General features: G+C 66.8%; 20 protein-coding genes and 1 other RNA gene. 9 read left to right on the forward strand and 12 right to left on the reverse strand.

What is annotated here, in order from left to right; all coding sequences use genetic code 11:
* Nucleotides 1-294 (forward strand): chorismate mutase, encoded by a 294-nt coding sequence (locus ASE90_RS08745; RefSeq protein ID WP_055998902.1) that lies wholly within the window; start codon nucleotides 1-3, stop codon nucleotides 292-294.
* Nucleotides 291-1400 (forward strand): glycosidase, encoded by a 1110-nt coding sequence (locus ASE90_RS08750; protein ID WP_055998903.1) that lies wholly within the window; start codon nucleotides 291-293, stop codon nucleotides 1398-1400. The genes ASE90_RS08745 and ASE90_RS08750 overlap by 4 nt, the downstream gene beginning before the upstream one ends.
* A gap of 163 nt (nucleotides 1401-1563) precedes the next feature.
* Here ASE90_RS08750 and ASE90_RS08755 read toward each other — a convergent pair whose 3' ends face one another.
* Entirely contained in the window at nucleotides 1564-2337 is a 774-nt protein-coding gene (locus tag ASE90_RS08755) for a TSUP family transporter (RefSeq protein ID WP_055998904.1), read from the reverse strand.
* A 122-nt stretch (nucleotides 2338-2459) separates the two neighbouring features.
* Nucleotides 2460-2845, reverse strand: a transfer-messenger RNA (tmRNA) gene (gene ssrA / locus ASE90_RS19095).
* 43 nt (nucleotides 2846-2888) lie between these two features.
* On the opposite strand from ssrA, the gene ASE90_RS08760 reads away from it, so the two are divergent.
* Nucleotides 2889-3320 carry an RrF2 family transcriptional regulator gene (locus ASE90_RS08760; protein ID WP_055998905.1) on the forward strand — a complete coding sequence of 144 codons (432 nt, stop codon included), beginning with the start codon at nucleotides 2889-2891 and terminating at the stop codon, nucleotides 3318-3320.
* Between the two features lie 38 nt (nucleotides 3321-3358).
* On the opposite strand, the gene mscL is transcribed toward ASE90_RS08760, so the two are convergent.
* On the reverse strand, nucleotides 3359-3829 hold the full coding sequence (gene mscL / locus ASE90_RS08765) for a large conductance mechanosensitive channel protein MscL (RefSeq protein ID WP_055999252.1): 471 nt from the start codon (nucleotides 3827-3829) through the stop codon (nucleotides 3359-3361).
* 77 nt (nucleotides 3830-3906) lie between these two features.
* Between mscL and ASE90_RS08770 the strand changes: the two genes are divergently transcribed.
* The gene (locus tag ASE90_RS08770; RefSeq protein ID WP_055998907.1) at nucleotides 3907-4440 is read left to right on the forward strand and encodes an NUDIX hydrolase; all 534 of its coding nucleotides are present in this window, start codon (nucleotides 3907-3909) and stop codon (nucleotides 4438-4440) included.
* A gap of 320 nt (nucleotides 4441-4760) precedes the next feature.
* On the opposite strand, the gene ASE90_RS08775 is transcribed toward ASE90_RS08770, so the two are convergent.
* From ASE90_RS08775 to ASE90_RS08815, 9 genes are all read right to left on the reverse strand, one after another.
* The gene (locus ASE90_RS08775; RefSeq protein WP_082449677.1) at nucleotides 4761-5513 is read right to left on the reverse strand and encodes a class I SAM-dependent methyltransferase; all 753 of its coding nucleotides are present in this window, start codon (nucleotides 5511-5513) and stop codon (nucleotides 4761-4763) included.
* A 1-nt stretch (nucleotide 5514) separates the two neighbouring features.
* A complete protein-coding gene (gene prfB / locus ASE90_RS08780) occupies nucleotides 5515-6642 on the reverse strand; it encodes a peptide chain release factor 2 (RefSeq protein WP_055998911.1) in 1128 nt (375 codons plus the stop codon).
* Between the two features lie 57 nt (nucleotides 6643-6699).
* Complete coding sequence (locus ASE90_RS08785) at nucleotides 6700-9210, reverse strand: penicillin-binding protein 1A (RefSeq protein ID WP_055998913.1); 2511 nt, start codon at nucleotides 9208-9210, stop codon at nucleotides 6700-6702.
* Nucleotides 9211-9298: 88 nt separating this feature from the next.
* On the reverse strand, nucleotides 9299-9667 hold the full coding sequence (locus tag ASE90_RS08790; RefSeq protein WP_055998915.1) for a MerR family transcriptional regulator: 369 nt from the start codon (nucleotides 9665-9667) through the stop codon (nucleotides 9299-9301).
* Between the two features lie 10 nt (nucleotides 9668-9677).
* On the reverse strand, nucleotides 9678-9974 hold the full coding sequence (locus ASE90_RS08795) for an integration host factor subunit alpha (protein ID WP_055998917.1): 297 nt from the start codon (nucleotides 9972-9974) through the stop codon (nucleotides 9678-9680).
* Nucleotides 9975-10047: 73 nt separating this feature from the next.
* Nucleotides 10048-11016 carry a beta-ketoacyl-ACP synthase III gene (locus tag ASE90_RS08800; protein ID WP_055998919.1) on the reverse strand — a complete coding sequence of 323 codons (969 nt, stop codon included), beginning with the start codon at nucleotides 11014-11016 and terminating at the stop codon, nucleotides 10048-10050.
* Nucleotides 11013-12044 carry a phosphate acyltransferase PlsX gene (gene plsX / locus ASE90_RS08805; protein ID WP_055998921.1) on the reverse strand — a complete coding sequence of 344 codons (1032 nt, stop codon included), beginning with the start codon at nucleotides 12042-12044 and terminating at the stop codon, nucleotides 11013-11015. The genes ASE90_RS08800 and plsX overlap by 4 nt, the downstream gene beginning before the upstream one ends.
* 26 nt (nucleotides 12045-12070) lie before the next feature.
* A complete protein-coding gene (rpmF, locus tag ASE90_RS08810) occupies nucleotides 12071-12250 on the reverse strand; it encodes a 50S ribosomal protein L32 (protein WP_055762192.1) in 180 nt (59 codons plus the stop codon).
* A gap of 226 nt (nucleotides 12251-12476) precedes the next feature.
* Nucleotides 12477-13136 (reverse strand): MBL fold metallo-hydrolase, encoded by a 660-nt coding sequence (locus ASE90_RS08815; RefSeq protein WP_055998922.1) that lies wholly within the window; start codon nucleotides 13134-13136, stop codon nucleotides 12477-12479.
* A gap of 84 nt (nucleotides 13137-13220) precedes the next feature.
* On the opposite strand from ASE90_RS08815, the gene pabB reads away from it, so the two are divergent.
* The 5 genes from pabB to msrA all read left to right on the forward strand — a co-directional run bounded on the left by pabB (nucleotide 13221) and on the right by msrA (nucleotide 18482).
* A complete protein-coding gene (gene pabB, locus ASE90_RS08820) occupies nucleotides 13221-14981 on the forward strand; it encodes an aminodeoxychorismate synthase component I (protein WP_055998923.1) in 1761 nt (586 codons plus the stop codon).
* A 38-nt stretch (nucleotides 14982-15019) separates the two neighbouring features.
* On the forward strand, nucleotides 15020-16219 hold the full coding sequence (locus ASE90_RS08825; RefSeq protein WP_055998924.1) for a pyridoxal phosphate-dependent aminotransferase: 1200 nt from the start codon (nucleotides 15020-15022) through the stop codon (nucleotides 16217-16219).
* Nucleotides 16220-16307: 88 nt separating this feature from the next.
* Complete coding sequence (locus tag ASE90_RS08830) at nucleotides 16308-17471, forward strand: GGDEF domain-containing protein (RefSeq protein ID WP_082449678.1); 1164 nt, start codon at nucleotides 16308-16310, stop codon at nucleotides 17469-17471.
* A gap of 140 nt (nucleotides 17472-17611) precedes the next feature.
* The gene (locus tag ASE90_RS19665; protein ID WP_156361511.1) at nucleotides 17612-17767 is read left to right on the forward strand and encodes a hypothetical protein; all 156 of its coding nucleotides are present in this window, start codon (nucleotides 17612-17614) and stop codon (nucleotides 17765-17767) included.
* A 58-nt stretch (nucleotides 17768-17825) separates the two neighbouring features.
* A complete protein-coding gene (gene msrA / locus ASE90_RS08835; protein ID WP_055998928.1) occupies nucleotides 17826-18482 on the forward strand; it encodes a peptide-methionine (S)-S-oxide reductase MsrA in 657 nt (218 codons plus the stop codon).
* Nucleotides 18483-18522 lie beyond the last annotated feature (40 nt).

Raw genomic sequence — 18522 nt, forward strand, 5'->3', positions numbered from 1 at the left:
ATGCACGACGCGACGCTGCAACGCTTTCGCCAGAGCATCGACAATATCGATGCCGCGCTGGTCTTTTTGCTGGCCGAGCGGTTCAAGGTGACGCAGGCGGTCGGCCGCTACAAGGCGGACGAAGGGTTGCCCGCCGCCGATCCCGGTCGCGAGGAGGCGCAGATCGCGCGGCTGCGGTCGCTGGCCCGCGATGCCGATCTCGACCCCGAATTTTCGGAGAAGTTCCTGCGGTTCATCATCGACGAGGTGATCCGCCACCACCAGTCGATGCAGGACGGCGGTTCGGCGGCGTGAGCGACGACCGGATCGTCTTCGCCCCCGACGATGTCGACCTGACCCGATCGCCGCTGCGCCGGGACATATCCGAGCCGACCTATGTGCTGGGGGCGTTCAATCCGGCGCTGACGCGGCTGCCGAACGGCAATTTGCTGCTGCTGGTGCGGATCGCCGAGGCGTTGCGCGAGCCGGTGCGGGGCGGACAGGTGCGCTCGATACGCTGGACGCCGGGCGGCTATGTGCTCGACGGGTTTGCGTCGGATACGGCCGATGTGCGCGATCCGCGATTCTTCGCGCTGACCGGCGGGGCCTATCCGTTTCTGGGGCTGACGTCGCTGTCATGGCTGTTGCCGGTCGAATTTTCGGCCGACGGCCAGCGGGTGGTGGCGGTGCATTACAACCGGGCGGTCGAACCGGCGGCGGACTATGCGCAATATGGCATCGAGGACCCACGGATCGTGGCGATCGACGGCGTGTACTGGATGACGGTGTGCGGCGTGTCGGGCGGGCGGCTGTGCACGGTGATGTACCGGTCGGACGACGGGTTTGGCTGGCAGTCGCAGGGCATGGTGCTCGACCATGGTAACAAGGACATGGTCCCGTTCGAGGGGCGGGTGGGCGAGCGGTTCGTGTCGCTGACCCGGCCGCTGTCGGATGCGTGGTTCGTGGCGTCGCCCGATGGCGCGGAGGGCAGCGGGCCGAGCATCAATCTCGCCACGTCCCCCGACATGCTGCACTGGCGGCCGCTGGCCGAACCGGCGCTGCGACCGTTGAAGGGCGCGGCGGCGTACAAGCTGGGCGGGGGCACGCCGCCGGTGCGGACGGCGCGCGGGTGGATGCTGCTCTATCATGGCGTGGAAAAACAGGGGGCGGTCGGGGTGTACCGGACGTATCGCGCGCTGATCGATGCGGATGCCAGCCGGGTGCTGGAGCGCGACGAATCGGTCACGGTGCTGCAGGCGGCACCGGCGCTGATCGCGCCGTTCGCGCATCAGGCGTATCTGCCGCAGCCGGTGGTGTTCACGACCGGCATCGTCCGCGACGGCGACGACTGGATCGTCGCGTCGGGCGAGGCGGATCTGGCGTGCCGGCTGACGCGGATCGCGGGGCGGCGGCTGGATTGAAGCCCCTTCCCCCCATCGCCCCCGTTCGGTTCGAGCAGCTTCGAGCCTGTCGAGAAGCGTCCGTCGAGAACTTGGTCGCTTGGGGCAACGCCTTCTCGACTTCGGTTCTCGACAGGCTCGAACCTGCGCTCAAAGCAAACGGGCGGGGGTGTAAGCGACCGGGTTAAATCCCCAGCCAGACCCGCAGCGGGTTGGCCGGGTCGGCCAGCAGCTTCACCGTCAGTGCCAGCGACAGGACGACCAGCAGCGGCCGGATCGCGCGCCCGCCCCAGCGGATCGCGAGCGCCGCGCCGACCTGTCCCCCGGCAAGGCTGGCAAGCGCCATGGCAAGGCCGAGCGTCCACCACACATGGCCGCCCGCGACCAGTACGGCGACGCCGGCCAGATTGCTGGCAAGGTTCAGCAGCTTGGTATGCGCCACCGCGCGCGTCGCGCCCATGCCGGCGGCGGTGACCAGCAGCAGGGTGAAGAACGATCCGGTGCCCGGTCCGAAAAATCCGTCATAGCTGCCGATCGCCGCGATCGCGAGCAGCAGGCCGGCCGGGGCGAGGCGGACATGGGTATCGACGTCGGACAGGCGCGGCCCGAACAGGAAATACAGCGCCATCGCGACCAGCAGGACCGGCAGCACCGCCGACAGGAAATGTGGGTCGATCGCCTGCACCAGTGCCGCGCCGCCCGCTGCCCCGGCGAACGAGGCGAGCGCGGGCCAGGTGAAGCGGCGCAGGTCGATATGCCCCTTGCGCCAGAAGGCGAAGGTCGCGCCGGCGGTGCCGCACGCGCTTTGCAGCTTGTTGGTGCCCAGCGCCGCGACCGGCGGCACCCCGGCGGCAAGCAGCGCGGGCAGGGTGATGAGCCCCCCGCCGCCCGCCATCGCGTCGAGCGTGGCCGCGCCGAACGCGACCAGCATGAGCAGGGCGATGAGATCGAGGTCCATGCGCGGGCCGTAGCGTGGTCAGGGTGGAAGCGGAAGGTGGATGGCGGGTAACTGGCCACGCCCGCTTGCGCCTCGAACTCCCGGCCTTCGGCGCGGCAACGGCGTCGGCGGCAACATGGCGAAGTGGGGAGCTTCTGTTGCCCGGTGCCCCCCGTACCGCTGGAATCCGATTCTGTTGCCCGGTTCGGTCCAACCGCGCTATTTTGGAGTAACTTCAGGCCGTGAGGCCCTTAGTTACGCCGCAATCGCGAGTGCTTCGTTATCGTTGGCACTTGTGTGTATGGGCCGTTGCGGTGGTCCCATTCCGAACGAAAACAGCGCTTTTCAACACACGTCGATCCTGGTTCGGCCCCGTCAGAAACGGTGTCCAGAAACACCACCTTATGGTGGAGCCGCCGGGTACTGCCCCCGGGTCCGCTGCGTCTATTGCACGCCGCAGTTTATCGTCATAGCCGGCTGGAAGCCGGCACCGACCCATATAGGCGGTTGTCCCGGCTTTGAAAAGAAGCCGACTTCCATTGCTGTAGCGCAAGTGGCATGGGCAGAGGACGATGTTGACCCAGCGTTCCCGCTATGCGTTGCGCGCGATGCTGTTCCTTGCCGAACAACCCGCGGGCGAGGCGCCCATGCCGATGCACCGCATCGCCACCGCCGCGAACGTGCCGCGCAAATTCCTCGAACTGATCCTCGCCGACCTGCGCGAGGCCGGCTTTCTGTCGTCGACGCGGGGCAAGGCGGGCGGTTATCACCTCGCGCGCGCGGCGCATCTGATCTCGCTCGGCGAAATCATCCGTGTAATCGAAGGGCCGCTGGCGCTGGTGCCGTGCGTCAGCCGCACCGCCTATCGCCCGTGCGGCGACTGCAAGGACGAGGCGAGCTGCGCGATCCGCCACGCCATGGCACGGGTGCGCGACGAGACCGCGCGGATTCTCGACGGCACCAGTCTGGCGCAGGCGGCGGCACTGGAGTTGGCGGCGGCGTAAGGTGCCACAGCCCCTCCCCGACAGGGAGGGGCGGCAGGTCACATTTCCGGCCGCGCCCGCGCCGCGCGCAATTCGTCGCGGATTTCGCGGAGTAGCGCGACGTCGACCGGATCGGCGGCGGGCGGGGCTTCGCCGGTCTTCTGCTCTTCGTGCACCAACGCGATGGCGCGGTTCACGAACTTGACCAGCAGGAAGACGATGAAGGCGAGGATCAGGAAGTTGATGATGACGCTGATGAATTCGCCATAGCCGAACAGCGGCACACCTGCTGCCTTGAGTGCGGCATAATTGTCGGGCGAACCGGTATAGCTGGCCGGAATCGGGCCCAGTTGCAGGAAATAGCTGGAGAAATCGAACCCGCCGAAGAGATAGCCGATCACCGGCATGATGATGTCGTCGGTCAGCGATTTGGTGATCGTACCGAATGCCGCGCCGATGATGACGCCGACCGCCAGGTCGAGGACGTTGCCGCGCGCGACGAAGGTTCGGAATTCCTTGATCATTCCCATGACCATCTCCCCATGGTTGAGGCCGCTGTTGTGCTTCGATACGGTGGCGGCACGCAAGGGCCATGACAGGAAGTTCGATGATCGACAGCGACGCTCCCGAGGAAGTGATGTGGGCGGGACGCTTCATCACCGCGAAGAAACGCGGGCGATGGGAATATGTCGGGCGCGCGAACGGCATCGGCGCGGCGGTGATCGTGGCGATCGACGACGGGCATGTGCTGCTGGTCGAGCAATATCGCGTGCCGCTGGGCCGGGCCTGTATCGAACTGCCCGCCGGGCTGGTCGGCGACGACAGCGCCGGCGAAGCGGCGGCGGTCGCGGCGGCGCGCGAGCTGGAGGAAGAGACCGGCTATCGCGCGGGCAGCATGACCTCGCTCGGCGACTATCATTCGTCGCCGGGAATGGTGTCGGAAAGCTTCACGCTGTTCCGTGCGGGCGCATTGACGCGGGTCGGCGATGGCGGCGGGGTGCCGGGGGAGGACATCATCGTCCACCGGGTGGCGCTGACGGAACTGGCCGGGTTCGTCGCGGAACAACGGGCGGCGGGGAAGGCGGTCGATGTGAAGTTGCTGTTGCTGCTCGCACCGGTTTTGTTGACCGAAAGCAGATAGCCGTTTGTCCTGCGTAGCCCCTTCGACTGCCTGCCTGCGGCCGTCGCTCAGGGAAGGCATTGAGCTTGTCGAAATGGTGTATCGAAGGATACGTGCCGCGGGTGCTTTGATACGGTTTTCGACAAGCTCACCCCCTACTCAGCACGAACGGAAAACGTCCCAAATTTCCCTCCTCCGTTTGCTTCGAGCGCAGGTTCGAGCCTGTCGAGAACCGATGTCGAGAAGGGGGTGCGCCAAGCGGGCCGGTTCTCGACGGACGTGTCTCGACACGCTCGAAACTGCTCGAACTGAACGGGTCGGGATCAGGTTGGGTAAGGCCGTCAGCCCTTGTGGTTGCCGCTCGGACTCGCGCCGGGCGCGGGTACGCGGCATGGGACGATCCTGTCCGGCGCGGGCCGTGCGCCCTGCGGGGTGAACATCGCGATATAGCCGCCGGCCGAAGGCATTTTCCGCAGCTCGACCATCGTATAGCCGACCGCCTCGAATTCGCATTTCAGCAGCGCGGGCGGGGTGCCATGATTCTGGGTCGGGCGGTCGGCGTCGACCACGACCACCTGTCCGCCGGTGCGCAGCGACGGGCGCAGGTTCCACAGGAACGCATAGGGCTCGGCGATCTCATGGTACATATGGACCATCAGCACCCGGTCGAAACTGTTGGCCGGCAGCTTCGCATCATCGGGTTCGCCCAGCCGCACGCTGACATTGTCGAGCCGTTCGCGCGCCACGCGCTGCGCCAGCGCATCGCGGATCTGCGGAATGATGTCCTCGGCCAGCACCCGCCCGTCCGGGCCGACGCGCTGCGCCATGCGGATGGTGTAATAGCCCTCGCCCGCGCCGATATCGGCGACGGTCATGCCGGATGCGATGCCGGCGCGGTCCATCACCAGTTCGGCCTCGTTCAGCCGGTCGCGTGCTTCCTCGGTCGACCAGCGGGCGGACACGATCGTCGCCACCGGCCGGTCGGCCTTCGGAAAGTCGTGCCGGTCCTCCCGCTGCGCATTGGCACCCGCGCTCGGCTGCGTCGCATCGCAGCCGGCCAGCAGCAACAGCAGGGCCGGGAGGACGCGACGCATCTCAGTCGACATCCTCGACTTCGACCGCTTCGCCGGTCACCCGCTGCGACAGCGCCGCCGCCATGAACGGATCGAGCGCGCCGTCGAGCACATCGCCCGGCGCGGTCGAGACGACGCCGGTGCGCAGGTCCTTCACCATCTGGTACGGCTGCAACACATAGGAGCGGATCTGGTGACCCCAGCCGATATCGGTCTTGGTCGCGTTCTCCGCATTGGCCTCCGCCTCGCGGATCGCCAGTTCGCGTTCGTACAGGCGGGCGCGCAACTGGTTATAGGCCTCGGCCTTGTTCTTGTGCTGCGACCGCTGGTTCTGACACTGTACGACGATGCCGGTCGGAATATGGGTGATCCGCACCGCCGAATCGGTGGTGTTGATGTGCTGACCACCGGCACCCGACGCGCGATAGGTATCGATGCGCAGGTCGCTTTCGTTATACTCGACCTCGATATTATCGTCGATCACCGGATAGACCCAGATCGATGCGAACGAGGTGTGCCGGCGCGCCGCGCTGTCATACGGGCTGATGCGGACCAGCCGGTGGACGCCGCCTTCGGTCTTGGCGAAACCGTACGCATTCTCGCCCTTGATCAGCAACGTCGCCGATTTGATGCCCGCCTGTTCGCCGGTATGCTGGTCGACCAGTTCGACCTTCATGCCGCGGCGTTCGGCCCAGCGGGTGTACATGCGTTGCAGCATGCCGGCCCAGTCCTGACTCTCGGTCCCGCCTGCGCCGGCGTTGATCTCGATATAGGTGTCGTTGGCATCGGCTTCACCCGACAACAGCGCCTGTACCTTGTCATGATCGGCACGCCGGGCGAGTTCGGCGAGGTTGGCGACGCCTTCGTCGGCCATCTCGGCATCGCCTTCCTCGTCGGCCATCTCGATCAGTTCGACGGTGTCGGACAATTCACGCTCGATGGTGCGGGTGGCGGTGATCGCCTCGTCCAGCCGGCGGCGTTCGCGCATCACTTCCTGCGCGGCCTTGGGATCGTTCCACAATGCCTGGTCCTCGACGCGCGCGTTCAGCTCGTCGAGCCGACGTAGCGCGCGGTCCCAGTCGAGGAAGCGGCGCAACAGCGAGAGCGCATCGTTGATCTTGTCTACATGGGCTTGCGCTTCGGCGCGCATGGGGAAACTCCGGAAATAAGCGTAATGAGGGGGAATGCCGCCGATATAGGCGGCGCGCTAGTAGATTCCCCCTTCGCGTTGCAAGAAGTCGCTGTCGCGCGGTTGTGCCTGTTGCTGGGTGGGCGCGGCGCGGGTCGGATCGCGGGACACCGGCGCGCGCGCTTCGCCCAGCCGTCCGGTGGCGCGGCGCGCCTCGGTCTCGGGCTTGAACGCTTCCCAGATCACCGCCGCCTTCGGATCGGTCGTCGGCCACGCGCCATAGACCGGGCGGCCGCTCGCGCGGTCGATGCGGACCATGCGGATGCCGGCGGGCGCACGGAACGGCAGCGCCTCCATGTCCTGATAGGCCTTTACCGCGAACGTCTTGTAGATCGGCGCGGCGATCGTCCCGCCCTGGGCATAGCCGCCGAGATTGCGGGGGCTGTCGAAGCCGAGATAGAGGCCGGCGATCATCTGCGGCGTGCCGCCGACGAACCAGACATCGGTCGGACCGGTCGAGGTGCCGGTCTTGCCCATGATCGGACGATTGAGGTCGCGCAGCGTCGTAGCGGTGCCGCGCTGGATCACCCCCTCCATGATGTGGACCATCTGGTACGCGCTCATCGCGTCCATGACCTGCCGCGACCTGATCTGCGGACGCGGCATCGGCTTGCCGTCCCAATCGGGCGCGTTGCAGCCGTCGCAGGCGCGCCAGTTTTCGGGCAGGATCACCTTGCCCCGGCGGTCCTGCACGAAATCGATGACCGTGGGTTTCAGCTCGCGGCCCTGATTGGCGAGGATCGAATAGGCGTTGACCATGCGCAGCACCGTCGTCTCGCCTGCGCCCAGTGCATAGGAGAGATAGGGCGGGAATTTCTCGTCGCTGATGCCGACGCGCTGGATCAGGTCGTTGACCTTGTCCATGCCGGTCTGGGCGGCGGCGCGCACCGTCATCAGGTTGCGCGACTGTTCGACGCCCCAGCGCATGGTGTGCGGGCCGGCCCCGCCGCCGCCGAAGTTGCGGAAGCATTTCTGGCCCAGCCGCCCGCCCTGATTGACGCAGAACGGGCCGTCGACGATGATCGAGGCGGGGGTCATCCCTGCCTCCAGCGCGGCGGCATAGACGATCGGCTTGATCGTCGATCCGGGCTGGCGCATCGCCTGCGTCGCGCGGTTGAACGACTGGATACGGCTGTCGAACCCGCCCTGCATCGCGAGGATGCGGCCGGTGCGCGGGTCCTCGACCACCATCCCGCCCGACACGCGCGGGACCGAGCGCAGCGACCAGTCGCCGCCCGCCGGCGCTACGGCGAGGATGTCGCCACGCCGGATCGCGCCGAATGCGTTGCCGGTGCCGCCGCGGACCGGCATCTGCGCATTGCCGCGCGGCAACGTGCCGGTGCGGCCGTCGGCAAAGCCGATCCGCGCCTCGCCGGCCTCCTTGTCGATGACGATCGCGGCCTGCCAATCCTGATAATCGACGCCGATATTGGTGTTGAGCAGCGCCTGTTGCCAATTGTCGCCGTCGATCGTCGTGCGCGGCTTGTTGAGCGGACCGGACCAGCCGCGCCCCGCATCGAACCGGATGAGGCCGCTGCGCAGCGCGTCCTGCGCATCGACCTGAATCTTGGGGTCGAGCGAGGTGCGGACCCACAGGCCGCCGGCATAGACGCTGTACGGACCGTCCTTTGCATTTTCCCCGAACTGGCCGAGCAGCTGGCGGCGGACTTCCTCGATGAAATAGCCACCCGCCGTTTCCTGTCGCGGGGTCTGGCGCGGGATGGTGCCGAGCGGCTGGACGATGGCGGCGGCGCGCTGGGCACCGGTGATGAAGCCGTTGCGCTCCATTTCGCCCAGAACCCAGTTGCGACGGGTAATCGCGCGATCATAGCCGCGTTCGGGCGTGTAGTTCGACGGCCCTTTCGGCAGGATTGCCAGATACGCCATTTGCGGCAGCGTCAGCTCGCGCAGTTCCTTGCCGAAATAGGCGTGGGCGGCGGCCTCCACGCCGAACGCGTTGCGGCCGAGCGCGATCTGGTTGAGATAGAGTTCGAGTATCTGCTGCTTGGTCAGCGCATTCTCGATGCGATAGGCGAGCAGTGCCTCCTTCGCCTTGCGGACATAGCTGACCTCGCTGGTCAGCAGCAGGTTCTTGGCCACCTGTTGCGTGATCGTCGACGCGCCGATCGGGCGACCGTCGTTGCGCAGATTGGTGAGCATCGCCGATGCGATGCCGGGATAGTCTACGCCGTGATGCTCGAAAAACGTCCGGTCCTCGGCGGCGAGGAACGCGCGGACCAGCAGCGGCGGATATTCGGCATAGAACAGCTGCACGCGGCGTTCGCGGGCATAGCTGTGAACCGGATCGCCCGCGATCCCGCGGACATTGGTCGGCAGCGGGGGTTCATAGGCGCGCAGCGAATCGACCGAGGGCAGGGTGCGCCACAGCAGCAGCCAGATCAGGAACACGCCGATCCCCGACAGCAACAGTGCAATAGCGGGCAGGCGGAACCACCACCGTCGCCGAATGCGGGCGAAACGGTCCCGCCGGCCAGGCGCGGGGGAGGTGTCGGTATTGGATACGCTCATCGCCCGCGCGGTTTAGCAGGTTTGGCGGTCGGGGAAAGCGGCGCGTGGATCGGCCGATGGCACAGTGTTGCGTCGGCGCGCCGCCCTGCTAATCGGCCGCGTTATCGGCCGCCAGCGCATCGGCGAGAAGCGAGCGAATCGCACGCAATTCGATGATGCGGGCGGCACGGCGCGGGATCGGAGCAACGGGTATGGCCGGGGCCTTTGCCTCCTGCGCCAGCAATTGCTGCACGCCGCGCACGGTATAGCCCTGGTCGCCCAGCAGCGTCTGGATACGGCGCAACAGCGTCACATCCTCCGGCCGGTAATAGCGGCGGTCGCCGGCGCGGGTCAGCGGGCGGATCTGCGGGAAACGCCCTTCCCAATAGCGGAGCCGATGCTGCGGCACCCCCAGTTCACGCGCCACTTCGCCGATCGTGCGATAGGCGTTGGCGGATTTGTCGACCGGGGGTGGCAATCGGCCTCGTTCAGTTGGTGGTGATGCGGTCGCGCATCATCTGGCTGGCGCGGAAGGTCAGGACGCGACGCGGTGCGATCGGCACTTCGACCCCGGTCTTGGGATTGCGGCCGATCCGCTCACCCTTGTCGCGCAGCACGAAGCTGCCGAAGCCCGAAATCTTGACGTTTTCGCCCTGCGACAGCGCTTCGCACATATGATCGAGAATCTGTTCGACGACACGCGCGGAATCGGCACGCGACAGACCGATCTCGCGATGCATCTCTTCAGAGAGATCGGCGCGGGTCAGGGTGCCATCGGAAACCATTGGTGAAATCCTTTTTCATCTACACCAGTTGCCGGTAGCACAGCGTATACGAAGATTCAAAAATACTAAAGGATTACCAACGCACTACGGCGGCGCCCCACGTGAAACCACCGCCCATCGCCTCCAGCACGACGATGTCGCCGCGCTTGATCCGTCCGTCGCGGGTGGCGACGTCGAGCGCGAGCGGGACCGACGCGGCCGAGGTGTTGGCGTGAATGTCGACGGTCACCACGACCTTCTCGCGGGGCAGGCCCAGCTTGCGCGCGGTCGCGTCGAGGATGCGGGCATTGGCCTGATGCGGCACGACCCAGTCGACGTCGTCGGGGGTCAGTCCCGCCAGTTCGAGCGATTCGCCCATGACGGTGGCCAGGTTGACCACCGCATGGCGGAACACTTCCTTGCCCTTCATGCGCAGCTTGCCGACCGTGCCAGTCGTCGACGGACCGCCATCGACATAAAGGAGGCCGTTGTGCCGGCCATCGGCGTGGAGGCGGGTGGCGAGAATACCCTGCGGCGTGTCGCCATCGGTTTCCCGTGCCTCGAGGACGATCGCGCCCGCGCCGTCGCCGAACAGGACGCAGGTGGTGCGATCCTCCCAGTCGAGCAGGCGGCTGAACGTCTCGGCTCCGATCACCAGTGCCCGGCGATGGATGCCGGTGCGCAGCATCGCATCGGCGACCTGCACCGCATAGAGAAAGCCAGAACACACCGCCGCCACGTCGAACGCGACGCAGTCGTCGATGCCGAGCATCGCCTGCACCTTGGTCGCGGTCGCCGGAAAGGTCTGGTCGGGGGTGGCGGTCGCCAGCACGATCAGGTCGATCGTCTGCGGTTCGATCCCGGCGGCAGCGACCGCAGCGCGCGCGGCATCGGCCGCGAGCGTCGCGGTCGTCTCGTGCTCGGCGGCGATGTGGCGGAAGCGGATGCCGGTACGCTCGACGATCCATTCGTCGGAGGTGTCGACCTGTTCGGCCAGTTCGGCATTCGATACCCGCCGGGCGGGGAGCGCCGAGCCGGTGCCGGTGACGACCGAGCGGATCATGCCGCGCGCGCCTCGATCGCCGCGAGATCGCTGGCGATGCTGCGGGTCAGGTCGTCGCGGACCATCTTGGCCGCGACCTGGATCGCGTTCGAAATGCCGGCTTCGTTGGCGCTGCCATGGCTTTTGACCACCAGCCCGTTGAGGCCGAGAAAGACCGCGCCGTTGTGATTGTTGGGATCGAGGTGATGGCGCAGCAATTCGGTCGCCGGCCGCGAGATCAGGAACCCGATCTTGGACCGGATCGACGAGCGGAAGGCGCGCTTGAGCAGGTCGGCGACGAATCGCGCGGTGCCCTCGGCAGTCTTCAGCGCGATATTGCCCGAAAAGCCGTCGCAGACGACGACATCGACCTGTCCGCGCGAGAGGCGATCGCCCTCGATATACCCCGAGAAGGTCATCGGCAGATGCGGCGAGGCACGCAGGATCGCTGCCGCCTCGCGTACGCTGTCGATGCCCTTCAGCTCCTCGGTGCCGATGTTCAGCAGCGCGACGCGGGGCGATTCGAGGTCGAGCGCGGTGCGGGCATAGGCCGCGCCCATCACCGCGAACTGGACGAGGTTGCGGGCATCGCACTCGGCATTGGCGCCAAGGTCGAGCATGACGAGGTCATTGTCGCCGAGACTGGGCAGCAACGCCGCCAGTGCCGGACGATCGATGCCCGGCATGGTGCGCAGCGCCAGCTTCGCCATCGCCATCAGCGCGCCGGTATTACCCGCCGACACTGCGGCGGCGGCGCGGCCCTGCTTCACCAGGCCAATGGCGACGCCCATCGACGTCGTCTTGGCCCGGCGGATCGCCTGGCTCGGCTTGTCCGACGATCCGACGACTTCGGGGGCGTGAACGATTTCCGATGCGGCGGACAGGTTCGGGTGCGATTCGAGCCCGGCACGAATCGCCGCTTCGTCCCCGACCAGCAGGAACCGCATCGATTCGTGGCGGCGTCGCGCATGGGCGACGCCCGCCAGCATGGTGGCAAGCCCTTCGTCACCGCCCATCGCGTCGATGGCGATCCAGGACCCGTCGGCCATGCGTGCTTCCCTGTCCGGTCCGGCGGTTACGCTTCGACCGAGACGACTTCGCGACCGTTATAATGGCCGCAGGCGTTGCACAGGTTGTGCGGACGCTTCAGTTCGCCACAGTTCGGGCATTCCTGGAACGATTCGACGCTCAGCGAATCGTGGCTGCGACGCATACCGCGCTTGGAGGGCGAGGTCTTTCTCTTGGGAACTGCCATTTCGGCACCTTTATCACTTGGGTATCGGTTGGTTTCACCACCAACTGACGACGCGGCCCAGGCAAGTGCCCGACCGCTTTTCGCGACCGGCGACCCGCCGGACCGGCAGACAGGCTGGTCGCGAAGCGAACCGCGCCTATAGCGTTTTCGCGCGGGGTTGCAAGCTTCGGGTTGCCGGCAAGCTTCCTATATCCCGGCGCAGGCCCGGATACGAGGTGGTGGAGCGCTACTTGCCGAGCGCCGTATCACCGACAAACGGATTCGTCGCCCGCTCATGGCCGAAGGTGCTGCCCGGACCATGGCCCGGCACGAACGCGATATCGTCGCCCAGCGGCCACAGCTTCGTCACGACCGAATCGATCAGCGCCTGCGTATCCGACAGCGGAAAGTCGGTGCGGCCGATCGACCCCTGGAACAGGACGTCGCCGACCAGCGCGAATTTGGCGTCGGCGTGGTGGAAGATGACATGGCCGGGCGTGTGGCCGGGGGTCTCGTACACCGCGAAGCTCGCCTCGCCGACGGTGACGGTGTCGCCCTCGACCAGCCAGCGATCCGGTTCGAACGGGACGCCGCGCAGGCCCCACCGCTTGCCATCCTCGTCCAGCCGCGCGATCCAGAACCGGTCGGCCTCGTGCGGCCCCTCGATCGGCACGCCCAGCTGCTCGGCGAGCGGCTTGGCCTCCCCGCAATGATCGATATGCCCGTGGGTGAGCAGGATCTTTTCGATTCGCACGCCATGTTGCTCGGCGGCGGCGAGCAGGCGCGGCAGGTCGCCGCCGGGATCGACGAAGGCGCCGCGCATCGTCTTGGTACACCAAAGCAGCGTGCAATTCTGCTGGAGCGGCGTCACCGGAATGATCGCCGCGCGGATCGGGGATGGGGTCATGCCCGTGCCTTACCGTCGAATGCCGTAACGACAAAGCGCGGTTCGACGCTTGCCCCGCGCGGCGGCAGGCGGCAAGCGTGGGCAATGTTCGATACGACCCGGCCTTTCGTGCTGTTCGACGATGCCCGGCCGGGCGGCTCGGCAACGCTGTATCGGGCACCGTCCCGCATCATCCGCGCCGATGGCGTCGGCGAGGTGACGGCGGCGCTGGCGGACCTGTCGACCGCGATCGGTGAAGGTGCGTCGGTTGCAGGCTATCTGCACTATGAAGCCGGCGCGGCACTGGTGCCGGGGCTGCGGATGCGCAGCGGTACCGCGCCGCTGCTGTGGTTCGGCGTGTTCGCAGCGGCCGAAACGGCCGACGTCGTCGCCGCATTGCCCGACCCGAACGGTGCATGGATCGGTGAGGTCGAGCCGGCGATCGATGCCGATCGCCATATCGCGCACTGCAACACCGTCCTCGACCTGATCGCGGCGGGCGACCTGTATCAGGCGAACCTGACCTTCGGCGCGCAGGTGCCGGTCGCGGGCCATCCGCTGGCGCTGTATGCCGCGATCCGGCCGTGCGCGGCGGCGGGGCATGGCGCGGTGGTGTGGACCGGCGAGGACTGGATTCTCTCCTTCTCGCCCGAACTGTTCTTTGCGGTCGACGGGCGGCGCATCACCGCGCGGCCGATGAAGGGCACCGCCGCGCGCGATCCCGATCCGGCGCGCGATGCCGCCGCCGCGCGCGCACTGGCCGCCGATCCCAAGCAGCGCGCCGAAAATCTGATGATCGTCGACCTGATGCGCAACGACCTGTCGCAGGTCAGCGTCGCGGGCAGCGTGCACGTGCCCGAGCGATTCGTCGTCGAAACCTATCCGAGCATCCATCAGATGGTGTCGTCGGTCACCGCCGACCTGCTGCCCGACCGGAATGCGGTCGATGCGCTGGCGGCGCTGTTCCCGTGCGGGTCGATCACCGGCGCGCCCAAGAAGCGGGCGATGGAGGCGATCGACGGTATCGAGGATCGCGCGCGCGGCATCTATACCGGGGCGATCGGCTGGATCGACGGCACTGGCGACGCGTCATTCAACGTCGCGATCCGCACGCTGCATCTGGTACCCGACGCCGCCCATGCGACGCTGGGGCTGGGATCGGGCATCGTCGCCGATTCGCGCGCCGCCGACGAATGGTCCGAATGTCTCGCCAAGGCACGGTTCCTGAACCTGCCGCCGGCGCGCTACGATCTGGTCGAAACGATGGCGTTCGATCCGCTGGAGGGGATCACCCTGCTCGAAGGGCATATCGCCCGCCTGACGCAAAGCGCGCGGCGGCTGGGCTTCGCGTTCGATCGCCATGCGACGCGCAACGAATTGCAGGCGGCGACCTTTCGCCTGCGCAATCCGTCGCGCATCCGGCTGTTGCTGTCGCGATCGGGCGCGATCTCGGTCGATGTCACGCCGCTGCCGACGCTGCCCGCCGGGCCGGTCCTGGTGGCGGTCGCGCCGCTGCCGCTGGCCGCGACCGACCTGCGCATCGCCCACAAAACCAGCGACCGGCGCTTCTGGCCCGCGCCGCCGCCGGGCTGTTTCGAAACGATCTTCACCCGCGCCGATGGCGAGGTGACCGAGGGCAGCTTCACCTCGATCTTCGTCCGGCGGGAGGAGGGCGGGCAGCTGCTGACCCCGCCGCTCGATCGTGGATTGTTGCCGGGGGTGCTGCGCGCCGAACTGATCGCGCGCGGTGATGCGGTCGAAATGCCGCTGACGCCGGCCGATCTCGCGCAAGGATTTTACATCGGCAACGCCGTTCGCGGATTGATTGATGCGCGGCTGGTTGCGGCGGGGGAACGGGGCGGCTAAGGGCGCGGCACCTGTTCCTTCTCAGCATCGGACGTCCCATGAAGCCCTCCGCCGCGCTCGACCGCATCAATCCGTCGCCGACCCTCGCCATCACGTCGAAGGTGCTCGAACTGAAGCGGCAGGGCGTCGACGTCATCGGGCTGGGCGCGGGCGAACCCGATTTCGACACGCCCGATTTCGTCAAGGACGCCGCGATCGAGGCGATTCGCGCCGGCAAGACGAAATACACCAATGTCGACGGCACCGCCGAGCTGAAGGACGCGATCATCGCGAAGTTCAAGCGCGACAACGGCCTGACCTATGCCGCGAATCAGGTGAGCGTGAATGTCGGCGGCAAGCACACGTTGTTCAACGCGCTGGTCGCGACGGTCGACGCCGGTGACGAGGTGATCGTGCCGGCCCCCTATTGGGTCAGCTATCCCGATGTCGTCCAGTTCGCGGGCGGCACGCCGGTGTTCATCGCCGCCGGGGCCGACCAGCGGTACAAGATCACGCCCGAACAGCTCGACGCCGCGATCACCGAACGCACCAAGTGGGTGATCCTGAATTCGCCGTCCAACCCGACCGGGGCCGGCTATACCCGCGCCGAACTGCGCGAGCTGGGCAAGGTGCTGGAGCGGCATCCGCATGTCTGGATCTTTGCCGACGATATGTACGAGCATATCGTCTATCCGGGCTTCGAATTCGCGACGATCGCCGAAGTGAACCCGACGCTGTACGATCGCACGCTGACCGTGAACGGCTGTTCGAAAGCCTATGCGATGACCGGCTGGCGGATCGGCTATGCCGGCGGCGCGGCATGGCTTATCAAGGCGATCGCCAAGCTGCAGTCGCAATCGACCTCCAATCCGTGTTCGATCGCGCAGGCGGCGGCCGTCGCCGCGCTGAACGGCGATCAGTCGTTCCTTGCCGAGCGCAATGCCGCGTTCCAGCGTCGTCGGGACATGGTCGTCGCCGAACTGAACGCGATCGACGGCGTGACCTGTCCGATGCCGGAGGGTGCCTTCTACGTCTATCCCGACCTGTCGGGGCTGATCGGCACGTCGACGCCCGCGGGCCGGCGGATCGCCACCGACGAGGATTTCGTCGGTTATCTGCTGGAGGATGCGAAGGTCGCGGCGGTGCAGGGCGCGGCGTTCGGCCTCTCGCCGGCGATGCGGATCAGCTATGCGACGTCGGATGCATTGCTGCGCGAGGCTTGTGCGCGTATCCGTACCGCGTGCGCCGCGCTGAAGTAACCACCGAGTAGAAAGAGACTATTAGGCCTTTTTGATCTATCGCGACTTTGGTTGCGATAGTGAGGACGGCTTGCTCGATCTTTCCACAATGTACGTCATGGTAGCGCTGGCATCGATCGTTGCCGGCATCATCCATGTCGTTCCGTGGGCGACCGGGCGGTTCGATAACTGGGCCGCATGGTGGGGGTTCGGGCATATCCTGCTCGGTGTCACCGCGGCCGGCGCGGTGTTCCGCGATATGGGTGGTGGCGACTATATCGTCTGGCTGGGCAACCCGCTGGCAGTGGTCGCCTATGCCGCGATCTTCATCGGCTTGCGCACCTTCGCCTATCCGGACGGCAGCAACCGGCTGATCCTCGCGGCGGCGCTGGTCGCGGCGACTCCGCTGTTCTTCTCGGTCCGGATCGAGGAACTCGGGTTCCGGGTCGGGTATCTCAGCAGCCTGCGCGCGCTGTTCGACCTCGCCATCGTGCTGACCGCGATCCGGCTGGCGCGACGCGAATCGCTGCATACCGCGTGGATCGTCGTCGCGCTGTTCGCGCCGACCGTGCCGCTGTTCGTCGCGCGATCATGGTCGGCCTATCACGGCGATATCGGCACCAGCCTGACGGGGATGAAGCACGGGCTGGGGGCGTGGCTGACCGTGCTGCCAATCTCGTTCATCATGTTTCGCGGTGTGTCGCTGCTGACGATGGATGCCGAGCGCGGGCACCAGGCGCTGTCGGCGCTGCTCGAACGCGATCCGCTGACCGATGCCTATAACCGTGCCGGGTTCGACCGGCGGCTGGCCCGTTGGCGGGGCGGGGGTGCGGTGCTGATGATCGACCTCGACCATTTCAAGCCGTTGAACGATCGCTGCGGCCATGCGGTGGGCGATGCGGCGCTGGTCGCGCTGGTCCGCGCGACGTCGGCGGCCTTGCCCAAAGGGGGGCGGGTATTCCGCTGGGGCGGCGACGAATTCGTCTGCGTCCTGCCCGACGCCGATCAGGCGGGGGCCGATGCCACCGCCGCCGCCATCGCCGTCCGCTATGCCTATGCGATGACGGGGATCGCGCCGCCCGACCTGCCGGTCGCGCTCAGCATCGGTACCGCGGTCGGGACGCTCGACCATATCGCCGACCTGATCGTCGCTGCCGACCGCGACATGTACGTCGTCAAGCAGCGCAACCGCACCGAAACGCTGGTCGCGCAACGCAGCGTTTCCGAAATGCATCCCGTCATCGACTTGATTTCGCACACGCAACATGGTTGAGGCTGTGCAGGAGATGAACGGACGCGCCAGCATCGGTTCACCGCCCCCAACTATATCTTGCCGCTGAAGAACGGGTCGTCCGCCGCCATGGCGATCGACCCGCTGTCGCGCACCATCCGGGTGTGCGACCGGGCAAGAGGATGAGACAGATGACAGCCAAGCGCACCGGATTCCTTCGCCATTTCGTCAGCGGCTTCGCCTTGGGCGCCGTCGCGCTGTTCGCGGTGCAGATCGCCGATCCGAGCGATGCGAAGTCGGTCCGTTCCGCACCGGCGGTCGTCGAACGCATCGGTTGATCTGGCGGGGCGCACGCTTGCGCCCCATCTCGGGTCGGTCCGCGTCAAGGAACCGACCATGAAGCCCCTGCTACCCCTGTCGATCGCCGCCATCGGCCTTGCCGCTGCGCTGACGATCCAGCCCGCCACCGCCGAACGCGCGGTCCCGGTTCCCGCCGTTGCCAGCGATGTGCCGGCCAGACCCGGCCTTGCCACCGCCGTGCTGGCGGGTGGCTGTTTCTGGGGCATGGAGGCGGTGTTCGAACGGGTGAAGGGCGTGCGATCGGTCGTCAGCGGCTATGCCGGCGGCACCCGTGCCACCGCGACCTACGATCAGGTATCGACCGAACGCACCGGCCATGCCGAGGCGATCCGCATCACCTACGACCCGCGAATCGTCAGCTATGGTACGTTGCTGCGCCTGTATTTCTCGGTCGCGCACGATCCGACACAGGTCGACGGCCAATATCCCGATCGCGGCCCCAGCTATCGCTCGGCGATCTTTGCGCAGACTCCCGAACAGGCGGCGGTGGCGCGCCGCTATATCGCGCAACTGACCCGGGCAAAGGCCTTCCCCAAGCCGATCGCGACGAAGGTCGAGACGGGTGCCTTCTACCCCGCCGAAGCCGATCATCAGGATTTCGCACGCCGGAATCCGTCGCATCCCTATATCATGCGCTGGGACAAGCCGAAGGTCGCGGCGGCACGGGCGGCGTATCCGGGGCTGGTCGGCTAGAAGAAGATTCGGTTTCACGCGAAGGCGCGGAGACGCGAAG

It is taken from the genome of Sphingomonas sp. Leaf67 (assembly GCF_001421965.1).
Lineage (GTDB): Bacteria > Pseudomonadota > Alphaproteobacteria > Sphingomonadales > Sphingomonadaceae > Sphingomonas.

Coding starts and splice junctions, on each gene's coding strand:
- ASE90_RS08815 (WP_055998922.1), bottom strand. CDS start 13,136: ATGACCCCATCCCCGATCCGCGCGGCGATCATTCCGGTGACGCCGCTC.
- ASE90_RS08760 (WP_055998905.1), top strand. CDS start 2,889: ATGTTGACCCAGCGTTCCCGCTATGCGTTGCGCGCGATGCTGTTCCTT.
- ASE90_RS19665 (WP_156361511.1), top strand. CDS start 17,612: ATGAGACAGATGACAGCCAAGCGCACCGGATTCCTTCGCCATTTCGTC.
- rpmF (WP_055762192.1), bottom strand. CDS start 12,250: ATGGCAGTTCCCAAGAGAAAGACCTCGCCCTCCAAGCGCGGTATGCGT.
- ASE90_RS08795 (WP_055998917.1), bottom strand. CDS start 9,974: ATGGTTTCCGATGGCACCCTGACCCGCGCCGATCTCTCTGAAGAGATG.
- ASE90_RS08775 (WP_082449677.1), bottom strand. CDS start 5,513: ATGCGTCGCGTCCTCCCGGCCCTGCTGTTGCTGCTGGCCGGCTGCGAT.
- ASE90_RS08785 (WP_055998913.1), bottom strand. CDS start 9,210: ATGAGCGTATCCAATACCGACACCTCCCCCGCGCCTGGCCGGCGGGAC.
- plsX (WP_055998921.1), bottom strand. CDS start 12,044: ATGGCCGACGGGTCCTGGATCGCCATCGACGCGATGGGCGGTGACGAA.
- ASE90_RS08745 (WP_055998902.1), top strand. CDS start 1: ATGCACGACGCGACGCTGCAACGCTTTCGCCAGAGCATCGACAATATC.
- prfB (WP_055998911.1), bottom strand. CDS start 6,642: ATGCGCGCCGAAGCGCAAGCCCATGTAGACAAGATCAACGATGCGCTC.
- ASE90_RS08825 (WP_055998924.1), top strand. CDS start 15,020: ATGAAGCCCTCCGCCGCGCTCGACCGCATCAATCCGTCGCCGACCCTC.
- ASE90_RS08755 (WP_055998904.1), bottom strand. CDS start 2,337: ATGGACCTCGATCTCATCGCCCTGCTCATGCTGGTCGCGTTCGGCGCG.
- mscL (WP_055999252.1), bottom strand. CDS start 3,829: ATGGGAATGATCAAGGAATTCCGAACCTTCGTCGCGCGCGGCAACGTC.
- ASE90_RS08800 (WP_055998919.1), bottom strand. CDS start 11,016: ATGATCCGCTCGGTCGTCACCGGCACCGGCTCGGCGCTCCCCGCCCGG.
- msrA (WP_055998928.1), top strand. CDS start 17,826: ATGAAGCCCCTGCTACCCCTGTCGATCGCCGCCATCGGCCTTGCCGCT.
- ASE90_RS08830 (WP_082449678.1), top strand. CDS start 16,308: ATGTACGTCATGGTAGCGCTGGCATCGATCGTTGCCGGCATCATCCAT.
- ASE90_RS08770 (WP_055998907.1), top strand. CDS start 3,907: ATGATCGACAGCGACGCTCCCGAGGAAGTGATGTGGGCGGGACGCTTC.
- pabB (WP_055998923.1), top strand. CDS start 13,221: ATGTTCGATACGACCCGGCCTTTCGTGCTGTTCGACGATGCCCGGCCG.